Origin of the sequence: Thalassobacillus devorans, assembly GCF_011761345.1 — a bacterium.
Classification (GTDB): domain Bacteria; phylum Bacillota; class Bacilli; order Bacillales; family Halobacillaceae; genus Thalassobacillus; species Thalassobacillus devorans.
The window spans coordinates 551,585-564,213 of sequence record NZ_JAASRY010000001.1; the positions used below are offsets into that span (position 1 = coordinate 551,585).

Consider the following 12,629-nt stretch of genomic DNA (forward strand, 5'->3'; position numbering starts at 1 on the left):
TACAACCCTGATTTTTATTTTACATGGGAAAGGCATTTAAAGTATTCCCTCGGTAATGACTAGCTCATGTTTAGTATGGATGGTGAGGGAATTTGCGACACTCCTGCGGAAAAACGGGCGAGTCAAGACCCCGCAGCGTGGTTTTCGCGAGGAGGCTTGACCGTTCGTCCGCGGAAAGGGAGTGAATTCCCTCACCATCCATAACATCACTATCATCAACAGATTTTTTTAGCTATGAATTGAAACGTTTCAATATGAATTTTACATGAACATAAAACGGAGGAATGCGCAGTGACGATAACGATTGACTCTACTTTTAAACTGACAGCGGGAAATTATTGTTTTTCTTTTTTGCCAAGCGGTGATATTCAGGAAGCGACTTTCCAGTCTGTCATGATCAACCAGCTGATATCTAATCCTGTGGATGGGTCGTTGAATAACCTTTACTTACGAATCTATAGGGAAAACGGTATTCAGGCTTATCCCTTACTAGGTACAGCTTCTCCAAGTGAAGTGGCTTTCGGTGACGACCAGGTAACTTGGACGGGTTCGGTTGAAGACATCGATTATACCGTTGATTTTCATTTGACGGATCACGGTGTCTGGTTTTGGGACGTCCAGGTGGATGGCGATGGAATCGAAATCGACGTCATCTATGGACAAGATATTGGGATAGCAGAAAAAGGTGCCCTAAGAAATAATGAAGCGTACATCTCCCAATATATCGATCACCGGATATTTGAGGATGACGAGAAAGGATTTGTGGTCTGTTCCCGTCAAAACCAACAGCAATCGACCGGTTTTCCGTATTTACAGCAAGGATCGCTGACCCCGATAGTCGGTTATGCAACAGACGGATTCCAATTCTTCGGAAAAAACTATAAAGAAACAGATCGACCAGCTGCTTTAACTGAGGATACACTTCCTAATGAAGTGTATCAATATGAATTTGCCTATACAGCTTTGCAATCGGAAAAAGTGACGTTGGCTGGTTCCCGCGAATTTGTCTTTTATGGGTATTTTCGGGGAAATCAAGAAGAGGCAGTGTCTGAGTTGGAATACCAGGAAATCATCAATGAAGCCTGGGCCCAGGTGAAAGCGAAGGAAGCTTCACCTCAAGCACCTGCGGAGAAGGTGAGTAAAGCTTCCGGCATCGGAAGCAATATTGTCGGGGAAACGATGAGCCTCGATGATATCAATCACTATTATCCGAACCGCCATCAGGAAGAATGGGAAGGCAATGAATTGTTGTCCTTTTTTACTGATACCCATGAACATGTAGTTTTGAAAGAAAAAGAACGGCTGTTAGAACGTCCACAAGGCCATATTGTGATGTCGGGTTTGAATGACCGGCTCAAAGAAGATACGATCACCTCTACATCCTGGATGTACGGCATTTTCAATGCGCAACTGGTAGTCGGTAATACCAATTTCAACAAACTTTTAACTAATGCCCGCAATGCACTAAATGTGTTGAAAACGTCAGGACAGCGGATTTATGTTGAAATCGAGGGTTCTTATGAATTGCTGACATTGCCGTCCGTTTATGAAATCGGCTTTAATTATGCCCGCTGGTACTATAAAACAGATAAAGACATGTTCATCATTACCAGCTACACAACAGTAGATACACCGGAAGTGCGACTGCATGTCCAAACAGAAAGCGGACAGAAATATCGCTACCTGGTGACGAACCAGGTCGTTATGCATCCAAACGAATATGAAGTACCGTATCATGTGGATCGAGACGGTCAAGTGATTACGATTACCGCAGATGAGTCTTCCATGAACGCTGGCATTTACCCGAATCTTACTTACAAGCTTCATGTGGAGGGAACAACATTCGATTTAGTGGATGAACAAAAGCTTGTTACGAATGTAAAACCAGGAGCAGCTTCCCTTGTTGTCTGTGATCTGGAAGCTTCCAGTGACTGGACTATGATTTTTCAAGGGCAGCTTCACGGGAAAGAGCTGCCTGTCGAGGAACGATCAGCAGTTGAAGAAATTGAGAGATATCGCAGCTACTATCGTAAAGTGATGAACGGTTTCCGACTTTCCAGCAAAGGTGAAATCACGGAGGAAATGGATAAAGTGAATGCACTCGCCTGGTGGTATACCCATAATATGCTCGTTCATTTCTCCGTACCCCATGGATTAGAACAATATAGCGGGGCGGCCTGGGGAACCAGGGATGTTTGTCAAGGTCCGACGGAATACTTCATGGCGACGCAAAACTATACGTCGGTCAAGGAAATCATAAAGACGGTATATACGCATCAATTTGAAGAAGATGGAAACTGGCCGCAATGGTTCATGTTCGATAAGTACGCGCATATTCAGGCAGGCGAGAGCCACGGGGATGTCATCGTCTGGCCGCTGAAAGTGTTAGGTGATTACTTAGCGGCAACCGGGGATTATAATTTGCTGGAAGAAAGGGTTCCATACTCGAAGCGGGACGAAGGTTTTGAGCTGACAGAAGAGACAGCAACAATCCTTGATCACGCGAAAAAGGAAATCAATTACATCAAAGAACATTTCCTGCATGACACGTATTTATCTTCTTATGGTGACGGGGATTGGGATGACACCCTGCAGCCTGCAAACGCTCAGTTGAAGCAGTTCATGGTGAGCAGCTGGACAGTTGCCCTGACCTATCAAGTGGTGGACAAGCTGGCTGAAGTCCTTGAAGCCTTCGACGAACAATATGCAGGAGAACTGGCCTCCATCGCCTCCGGGATTGAAAAAGACTATAAAAAGTATATGCTGAAAACAGATGTGCTCCCAGGGTTTGTCTTTATGGAAAAGCCAGGGGAAGCAGAAATGATGCTCCATCCGGAAGACAAAAAGACAGGTATCGACTATCGTCTTTTACCGATGCAGCGAAGCATCATCAGTGAATTATTGAATGCGGAACAGGCAGAGAAACACTATCAATTGATCAAGGAAAAACTATATTGTCCTGATGGTGTACGTTTGATGAACCGTCCGGCCAATTACATCGGAGGAGTCAGCACACATTTCAAACGTGCCGAACAAGCCTCCAACTTCGGCCGTGAAATCGGGCTGCAATATGTCCATGCCCATATCCGTTTCGTCGAGGCAATGGCAAAACTCGGGAAACAAGAGGAAGTGTGGCAGGGGTTACAAATGATAAATCCGATCGGGATCAGAGATGTCGTTCCAAATGCGGAAATCAGACAAAGCAATGCCTACTTCAGCAGTTCAGATGGGAAGTTCAACACACGTTATGAAGCGGATGAAAACTTTGACAAGCTCCGTGACGGTTCCGTTCCAGTCAAAGGCGGATGGCGCATCTATTCCAGCGGGCCTGGCATCTATATGAATCAATTGATTTCCAATTGCCTCGGCATTCGTGAGGAAGAAGGAGACCTTGTCATCGATCCGGTACTTCCAGACGAATTTGACGGCTTAACATTTGATTTCCAATGGCATGGTCAAGCCGTCACCTTTAACTATCACTTTAACGATGGAGAAAAACGTGTCGCCATCAATGGTCAGCCGGCAGAAAATGCCGAACGGCTTAAAAATATCTACCGTGAAGGCGGAGTCAGAATCAGCAGCAAGGAAGTTGAAAGTAAACTAAATAAAGAAAGTAATGTGATCGCTATTTACCTATAAATTAGCCGGTGAAGCCTCTTGTTCTGTGAATAGGGGGCCTTATCCATCAAATTTTCATAAGGTGGGAGAAGGTAACGTGATTGAGATTAAGAATAAGCAGATAATGATTGATGGAAAGCCGAAAATCATCATGTGCGGGGAAATTCATTATTACCGCCTCAACCCGTCGGAATGGCAGGATCGGATTGATAAGCTGAAGGATGCCGGCTGTAATGCTGTTGCTTCCTATGTCCCCTGGCTTGCTCATGAAGAAGTGGAAGGGGAGGTTGACCTGTACGGAAAATCTCGGCCGGAACTGGATTTAGCAGGGTTCATCGATTTATGTTCTGAAAATGACCTTTACTTTTTCTTGCGACCAGGGCCATTCATCATGGCAGAGATGAAGAATGAAGGAATCCCTTACTGGGTGATAGACAAGCACCCAGAAATTGTGCCGATAGCATGGGATGGCAAAAAAACATTGGCGAAGACACTGGACTACATGGCGCCGAATTTTTTGAAAGAAACGAAGAAATGGTATCAGGCTGTCATGGAACTCACAGTTCCGAGGCTGCAACCGAATGGAGGAAACATTATTGGCATCCAGCTGGATAATGAAGTCGGGATGCTTTCCTGGGTCAGTAACTGCCCGGATTTGACCGATCATGTCCTCCGTAATTTTGCAGGCTGGCTGAAAGAACGATACGATGAAGCGACTTTACAAGAACGTTATCCGTTTCAACTGGATCACTCCGAGGCATGTTTTACAGCGATACGTTCACCGAAAGAGCAATACGCAGCGGAACTCCATGTCGATCTCGGGTACTATATGCGAAACCGCTTCGCAAACTATATAGCTGCATTAAGGGAATATGCAGAAGCGTTCGGTGTCAAAGATGTTCCGTTTGTCGTCAACATCCATGGGACTGGAGGCGGCCGGGGTTTCACCTATCCGATTGGTATCAGCCAATTATATGAATCCTATACCCAGGCCCCGGGTTACCTGTCTGGATCGGATATTTATTTTGGCGACTTGAATATGGAAAGCTTTCAGGATCTATACTTGATCAATGGCTTTATGGATGCTGTCCATAACCCGGACCAGCCGTTGACTTCTGTTGAATTCAACTGCGGGGATGGAAACTTCGGTAACAACTTTAGTGGGCGTTTGGATCCCTCTGCTTCTGACTTCAAAGCGAGGATGTGCATCGCACAGGGGAACCGTCTGATTAACTATTATCTGTTGACTGGCGGCAGAAACTATCGACTTAGTGAAAAACGGGATGATGGCAATGACAGGATCGCTTCCACCGGGGAACGGCACGGGTTCGCTGCTCCTATCAGCCCTGAAGGCGAACTGAACTACACGTATCCCAGAATGGCCCGTTCCATACAAACCATTATGGCGGTTTCGGATAAGCTTGCTGTTATGGAGGAGGAACGTGATGACGTAGCCTTCGCCTTCATACCGGATTACTATATGACGGAAGCGTGCTATCCCGATAGTGTGAAGGTGAGGGACATCCACCAGAACCTGGAAGCAAACCGTTCAACAGCGGCATGGGAAAACATGGCCCGCGCCATGCTGCTTGCCGGCTTTCGCTATGGTTCCGTAGATATCCAGAATAAATCATTGGACGCATTGGAAACGCCCGTACTTGCGATTCCATCCGCTCGTTATATGGCGGCACATGTACAGGATAAACTGGTTGATTTCTTGAATAATGGTGGTGGTCTGCTCCTCTACGGGGAACTTCCTACCCATGATATGGAAGGAAACCCTTGTGATTTCTTGGCGAAAGCTTTGGAAGTACAGCCGACTGGGATTCGTCAGGCAGGGCCAGCTTATGATTTATCCATTTATGCAGATGGCTGGGCAAAAGATCGTGCGGAATTGCGTGTGCATAAAGCCCAGGTATTTGAGATAGCCGACCATGCCGAGCCATTGTTCCGTGTCTATGGGACTGATGAGGTGTGCGGCTTTGATACCAAAGCAGGAAAGGGGAGGGCGATTGTGATTGCAGCCCCTTATACTTGTGATATCGACTTTTTCAAAACTGCAATCGAGAAGCTGGGTGCTAAGGCGAGCTTGACGAATGATAGTAAGTATCACGGCGTATTCATGACATCGACTGCTACAAAAGAAGGCGAAAGGTTCATCCACCTCCTTAATTTAGATGGCTTTGATAAAGAGATGCATGTCTATGAAGAAGGCTTCCCGTTATTTGATGGACGCAAGCTGGAGTTACAGGCGAAAGAGGGGGTAATGCTTCCTGTCGATATGGTCTTCGGTGATGTGGAAATCAGTTATTCTACTGCTGAAATAATGAAAGTTGCTGATGATGCACTCCAGTTCCGTCTAACCCAGTCTGAAGATGTTATCGCCATTAAGACGGATCGTGAAATAGCTGCAAGTGATGATTATACGGTACGTCAGGAAGGCGATGTGACTTGTCTTTATTCGAAGAAGCATGCGAAAGTGGATGATCGATTAGTCGTGAAGTTTCAGTAGTTGGATAGTTTTTCGGGTTGAATATAGAAATTAATAGGAAGGAAGATTACTATGAAAATTCTTTACATTGACATTGACTCACTCCGCCCCGACCACTTAGGAGTGTATGGCTATCACCGGAACACATCACCGAATATTGATCGCATCGCAGAAAAAGGAGTCCGGTTCACTAATTATTACGCTTCCGATGCACCGTGTGCCCCGTCCCGAAATGCCATGTTCCAGTCAAGATTCGGTATCCATACCGGGTCGATCAACCATGGCGGACTGAATGCGGACGTCCAGCCGATCGGAATCGACCGTCCCTTCAACCATCACCACAGTCCCTATCAGGCGTGGGTGGAAGAGCTTCGTTTCAGAGGTCACCATACCGCGATGATCAGTCCATTCCCTGGCCGTCATGCCAAGTGGAATGTGCTGGAAGGGTTCCTCGAAATGCATGATACAGGCAAGCATGCTGGAGAAACGGCTGGAGATGTATCATCCGAGGCATTGAGGTGGATCAAAGGAAGAGGAACGGATAAAGAAGACTGGTTCTTATATTTGAATTTCTGGGATCCCCATACACCTTACCGAACGCCGGAGGAATACGGCAATCCATTTGAAAATGATCCAGCCCCTGATTGGCTCACCGATGAGATGATTGCTGAGCACCGGGAAAGCTTTGGTCCGATGAGTGCCCGGGAAATTCCATCCAATCACCTGATGCCGAATCTGCCTGAGGAAATTACTTCTGTCGAGGATTTTAAACAATGGATCGATGGGTATGATACTGCCATCAGACATGTTGACGATCATATCGGACTGCTGCTTGATGCCCTGGAAGAAGAGGGGATGCTAGAAGAGACAATGATCATCATATCTGCCGATCACGGTGAAAACCAAGGTGAGTTGAACGTTTATGGCGACCATCAGACGGCAGATCATATTACAAGCCGGATACCGTTGATCATGTCAGGACCAGATTTAAAGGAAGGACATGTCGATGAGGATTTCCATTATCAAATCGATATCGGTCCGACAGTAACAGAACTGGTTGGAGGGGAACTGCGTGATCGATGGGACGGTACGAGCTTTCTGCCTGCCATTACAAAAGGGGAAGAAGCAGGACGTCCTTATCTTGTCGTCAGCCAGGCGGCATGGAGCTGCCAGCGCGGTGTTCGTTTCGATAATTGGATGTTGATTCGTACGTATCATGATGGGTTGAAAGATTTCCCTGAACTGATGCTGTTTGATATTGAAAATGATCCCCACGAAACTACCAATCTAGTTGATGAAAAGCCGGAAATAGCAGGAAAAGGATTACGGCTTCTTGATGAGTGGGTAGCAGAGCAGATGGCGAGCTCTGATTCACCGACCGATCCGATGTGGAATGTCATCCAAGAAGGAGGACCTTTCCATACGAGGGGCAATTATCATGGTTATGTAGAAAGACTTCGGAAAGAAGGCCGGAATGAGGCAGCCGACCGACTGGAACAACGCCACCAAAAATTTCAGAAGATCTATAATACATTAAGGGAGTAGTGGACTTGTGACGAATACGACAGCATTTTATACAAAGTTGCCAGAACAAGTAAAGGACTTTTTCGATCGTCAATATGAAGATTCCTATCGCTTGCTGGATGCATCCCGTCATCCTGAGACGGGTCTGTATGCAGATAGTTACAGAACGTTGGAAGACAACCCGGAGTCAAAATGTTCAATTGCTGCAACAGGTGTAGGTTTGATTGGCCTGTGTGTCGCTGATATGGAAGGCTGGGACGAGAAAGCCGCTGAAAAAGCCTTGGTGACAATAAATACGGCTCTCGGGAAAACGGGAGGCTGCCAGCCCGCCCGTGATAAGCAAACCGGTTTTTTTGCTCACTTTGTTGATATGGAAACCGGAGAAAATCTCCATTCTGAACTTTCGACTATTGACACTTCTTTGTTAGTTGCCGGCGCGCTTTTTGCCGGCCAGCACTTTAAGGACACAAAACCAGAAATTGATGCTTTGGCCAATGAGCTTCTGAATGAAATTGACTGGAGTGTAGTTGTCGCTGATATCGAGACTGGGTCGATCAATATGGTTGTGAAGGACGGGGAAGGAACACTGCCTCTTCCGGCTTATAACGAATATGTTTTAGTGGCCCATCTGGCCATGTTGGGTCAGCCTGGTAATGAAGCCATTCGGGGGTTGTGGCATAATAACTTCTCCGAAGAGAAAATGACCGACTTACCACAAGTCGATTTTCGTGGCTTTCAAGTCTTGACAGATACCAACGGTGAATATGGAAAAGATTCGTTCCTATCATCCTTTGTCCATCAATTTCCATTCTATCTTGTGCCAAACTACGCGGAAAGCGCTGTTTACCGGGAGTTTTACTACAACGCTTGCATGGCCGATCGCTTAAAATGGAAAGAGCTGACCGACGTACCTTCCTATGTATGGGGGTATGGTGCGGGTCCTAACGATGGGTTGCATGGCGGGTACCATGCCGATCAGGTAAACAACTCACCAGGAGATATAGCCTCTGCTTATATCGTGGGAGGCTTTCTCCCAGTCTATCCTGGGGGAATCTACGATTTATATGCTCTCTATCAAAATCATTTGCCATATGACGGGTACACTAATGATGAAGACAAAGAAGACGAAAGAAAACTTCGCGCTGCCTATCGTTATGGTTTACACCGCTATTCCTGGTGGCATCTCGATCAGCCCGATCGCTGGTACCCGACCAAGGTTACATTGATTGATTGGAGTTCGATGTTATATGGATTCACCGCTTTCAAACGAGGAATGTCATTTTTCACATCTCGATTAAGGAGCAATGTAAATCAATAAAAAACCCTAGGGTTTACGTGGAAGGTGGGTGTGCAAATGGATAGGAAACTAGTAACATTTAACTTAAGGGTAGATCTTCCCCAGGATGGTGAAAATTCCTGGGTCAATAGGGTAGACAAAGTAGCCAGGATCATTCGAAAGCATCAACCGATGGTGTTCGGTGCTCAGGAAGCATTATTGCTGATGATCAATAACCTGGAGGGTGCCTTATTTCACTACCGTTGGATTGGTGAAGGCAGGCGAGGCGGAATGAGCGATGAATTCTGTCCGATATTTTATGATAATCGACAGTTGGAAGTGGTAGATTCCGGACAGTTCTGGCTGTCTGAACAGCCGGATGTCCCTGACAGCGTCAGCTGGAAAAGTGACTTTCCAAGGATTTGCACTTGGGGAAGGTTCCGTTTTATTGAAGAACCGCATAAGGATTTCCTTGTTTTCAACACCCACCTTGATCACGTGAGCCAGCAGGCGAGGGAAAACGGCATCGCTTTGATTTGGAAAAGGCTTCATAATCAATACATAGAAAAGAAAACACCAATTGTGTTGATGGGCGATTTGAATAGTAAGCCTGACAATCAGGTGATTCAATTTTTGCAAGGGCAGGTGTCACTCAAAGGAAACACATGTCAATTCCAGAATGCCTATGACTGGCTGGGTGGCAATCCCGGACGGACTTTCCATCAGTTTGAAGGTGGTACGGAAGGGGAACCGATCGATTATATTTTTTGTACAAAAAAGATCAAGGGTATCAAAACTGAAATTGATAGAACATCCTATGACGGCAGGTTCCCTTCTGATCATTACCCGGTCATTACATCCCTGTCTTTTTAGGAAAAAGCATCAGGAAAGGAGTAGAAAATCATGAGGGAAGAACCAAAAAATCAACCGTCCTGTTGTGCAGCGAGCAGGAACAAAATGGAAGTAGCATCGCCGGAGGGACGTACGCTCAATACTCGAATTACCGCGGATGAAGCTAAGTTTAGGGATAAAATGGTATTGTTACCTGGTGGCGACTTCTTAATGGGAACGGAAGATGAAGATGGGTTTCCTTGGGATGGGGAAGGTCCTGTAAGAAAAGTGACAGTGGATCCGTTTTATATGGATAGTCATACCGTAACTAATGCGGAATTCCAGCAATTCACAGAAGAAACCGGGTATAAAACAGAAGCGGAACAATACGGCTGGTCATTTGTCTTTTACCTGTTCGTCCCTGATGATTTTTCTTATAAGGTCCAACAAGTTCCCAATACTCCATGGTGGCTTGCTGCAGAAGGAGCGTTCTGGTTCCAGCCGGAAGGGCCTGGTTCTGATATCCAGGAAAGGATGGATCATCCAGTCATCCATGTGTCCTGGAATGATGCTATAGCATTTTGTGAATGGGCAGGGAAGCGTCTGCCTACCGAAGCGGAGTGGGAATATGCAGCCCGTGGAGGTTTGGAACAAAAACGCTATCCATGGGGCGATACGCTGACTCCAAATGGCGAACATTACTGTAATATATGGCAGGGGAATTTTCCAAAAGAAAATACCAAAGAAGATGGGTATTTGGGAACGGCTCCAGTGACAGCTTTTCCTGCGAATGGATACGGTCTCTACCAGATGTCAGGAAATGTCTGGGAATGGTGCTCGGATTCCTTTCAGAAAAAGGGACATGCGAATTCTTCCTCCTCGAAAGTAATGCGGGGAGGTTCCTATCTCTGTCACAAATCCTATTGCAATCGTTACCGTGTAGCCGCCCGTACCTCTAATACGATCGATAGTTCGACGGGTAACATCGGTTTCCGTTGTGTAACAAGCAGCTAACATTGACGAGATTAGATAAGAACAAAGAGAAGAAATGAAAAAGGGGGCTTCCTGGGTGTGGAAGCCTCTTTTGTATGAATACCTCCTCGGAAGATTGATAGGGGACAGATGTTTTTGAAACTTTTTCCTTTAGTGGTCCGTAGAAATAGATAGAAAGCGGGGGGACGAACGTGAAAAAGTTAATGATGATGATGCTTCTGTTTGTTATGGTCTTTCCGGTGAGTGTGTTTGCGCTTGATTATGAAATCGACCGGACAGTGATTACTGCTGAGCTGCTTACGGACGGAAATGTGAAAGTGAAAGAAACACATACGTATAGTTTTGAAGGGGAATTCAATGGAATCACCAGGACTCTGATTCCGAAAGAAAATACAGCGATCATGGATGTGCATGCATCTGAAAATGGAAAGGATTTAAAAGTGGAGCAGGAGGATGAGCTTTATAAAGTTCATCGAAGCGGTGAAGATGAGACTGTTACAATTGATATCTTTTACACGATCGAAGATGGGGGTGAGGTGTTCCAGGATGTTGCACAGTTTTATTGGCCATTTTTCGATGAAAGCAATGAGTCCGACTACGAGAATATGACGATTACCATTGTTCCACCGGAGCCGACAGAGGTAAAAGCGGCTTATGGATTTGATGAGGCATACAATACAGCGCAAGTGTCCGGGGGAGGTGAAGTGACCTTTACCCTTGGGAAAGTTTCGAGCGGTGAAAACGGAGATATCCGGGTTGCTTATGATGCCAGTCTTTTCCCCGGTGCCCCACTGGCGAGTGATAAAGCGATGCTCGAAACAATCCAGGCAGACAAAGAAGCTTTGGATGAACAAGTCGCTGCAAAATTGGAGCAGCGGGAGCGCTGGAATCGCTTCGGACCGTTTATTATCGGCGGATTACTGCTGATTGCTATAGTCATTAGTTTTCAGGCGTGGAAAAAGAGACAGGAAACATTACAGGAAGCGAGGCGGCAAATCAGTGGAACAGGCCGTTTTCCGAAGACTTCTATGAGTCTTCCTGCTATGCTTGCGTTTTCAAGTCATGGTCAGGTGACCACGAAAGCAGTGACGCCGGCGTTACTTGAACTGGTTAGAAAAGGCCATATCGAGAAACTGTCGGAAAAGGAATTCCGAGTGGTGAATCGGGGTACCGAATTTGATCATGAGAGCCGTTTGATCCATTGGTTATTTGATGAAATTGGCCAGGACGGTAAATTCCATGTGGACGATTTGGAGGTCTATACAAAAAAAAAAGATAACCATGAACGCTACCGGAAGGATTTTAATGCTTGGCGGGAATCGGTCAGGCGTGAATTCCGCCAGCATAAATTGTATGAAACAAATACGAAGCCACGATGGATGGCTGGGATTGCTGCGTTTGTGACATTGCCGTTCATGATCGTATTTCCGGTGTTTGGTGTATTTAGCTGGATGATTGCAGCGTTCGTGTTATTTGCATTCTTCTTGATATTTGCGATTGGGTACCAGCCTTTAACTATAGAGGGGCAGCGGATCAAGCAGGAACTTCAGCCATTGAAGCTTGGTGAGCGATGGAAGCAATGGGAGGAAGAAGATCAAATACCAGCCTTGCTTTATCAGGTGGGGATGGGAAAAAGAAATTTAACTTCACAACCTTCAGGTGCCTTCGCTGGCTCAGGAAACGATTGGGTTATCTTTATGCTGCTGGCTGCCACGATGCAGAGCAGTTTTCAGGGGGCCGATAAGCACGCGTCCGTATCAGCGGCAACTGGCGGAATGGGTTCTGCCGGTGGTGGTGTTGGTGGCGGCGGAGGAGGCTCCGGCGCGTTTTAAGAAAAGTCCGGCTTTTTACAGCCGGGCTTTTTATGCGAATTCTAGTAGGGGTGGTATGTGTTTT

General features: G+C 46.2%; 7 protein-coding genes. All 7 read left to right on the forward strand.

Annotation, left to right across the window (positions count from 1 at the left end; genetic code table 11):
- Positions 1-291: 291 nt before the first annotated feature.
- The 7 genes from FHS45_RS02710 to FHS45_RS02740 all read left to right on the forward strand — a co-directional run bounded on the left by FHS45_RS02710 (position 292) and on the right by FHS45_RS02740 (position 12,565).
- The gene (locus tag FHS45_RS02710; RefSeq protein WP_062445108.1) at positions 292-3,639 is read left to right on the forward strand and encodes a GH36-type glycosyl hydrolase domain-containing protein; all 3,348 of its coding nucleotides are present in this window, start codon (positions 292-294) and stop codon (positions 3,637-3,639) included.
- 76 nt (positions 3,640-3,715) lie between these two features.
- Entirely contained in the window at positions 3,716-6,130 is a 2,415-nt protein-coding gene (locus FHS45_RS02715) for a beta-galactosidase (RefSeq protein WP_062447821.1), read from the forward strand.
- Positions 6,131-6,181: 51 nt separating this feature from the next.
- Positions 6,182-7,654: a sulfatase family protein gene (locus FHS45_RS02720; protein WP_062445110.1), complete on the forward strand. Its 1,473-nt coding sequence runs from the start codon at positions 6,182-6,184 to the stop codon at positions 7,652-7,654.
- A gap of 7 nt (positions 7,655-7,661) precedes the next feature.
- Positions 7,662-8,951 carry a hypothetical protein gene (locus FHS45_RS02725; RefSeq protein ID WP_062445111.1) on the forward strand — a complete coding sequence of 430 codons (1,290 nt, stop codon included), beginning with the start codon at positions 7,662-7,664 and terminating at the stop codon, positions 8,949-8,951.
- A 36-nt stretch (positions 8,952-8,987) separates the two neighbouring features.
- Complete coding sequence (locus FHS45_RS02730) at positions 8,988-9,782, forward strand: endonuclease/exonuclease/phosphatase family protein (RefSeq protein WP_062445113.1); 795 nt, start codon at positions 8,988-8,990, stop codon at positions 9,780-9,782.
- 84 nt (positions 9,783-9,866) lie between these two features.
- Positions 9,867-10,754, forward strand: coding sequence for a formylglycine-generating enzyme family protein (locus tag FHS45_RS02735; protein WP_443098471.1), 888 nt, complete (start codon positions 9,867-9,869; stop codon positions 10,752-10,754).
- A gap of 170 nt (positions 10,755-10,924) precedes the next feature.
- Positions 10,925-12,565: a DUF2207 domain-containing protein gene (locus FHS45_RS02740; protein ID WP_166761349.1), complete on the forward strand. Its 1,641-nt coding sequence runs from the start codon at positions 10,925-10,927 to the stop codon at positions 12,563-12,565.
- The last annotated feature ends 64 nt before the right edge of the window (positions 12,566-12,629 follow it).

Excerpts from the sequence above, each read along its gene's own strand:
- FHS45_RS02730 (WP_062445113.1), top strand. The coding sequence starts at position 8,988 with ATGGATAGGAAACTAGTAACATTTAACTTAAGGGTAGATCTTCCCCAG.
- FHS45_RS02720 (WP_062445110.1), top strand. The coding sequence starts at position 6,182 with ATGAAAATTCTTTACATTGACATTGACTCACTCCGCCCCGACCACTTA.
- FHS45_RS02735 (WP_443098471.1), top strand. The coding sequence starts at position 9,867 with ATGGAAGTAGCATCGCCGGAGGGACGTACGCTCAATACTCGAATTACC.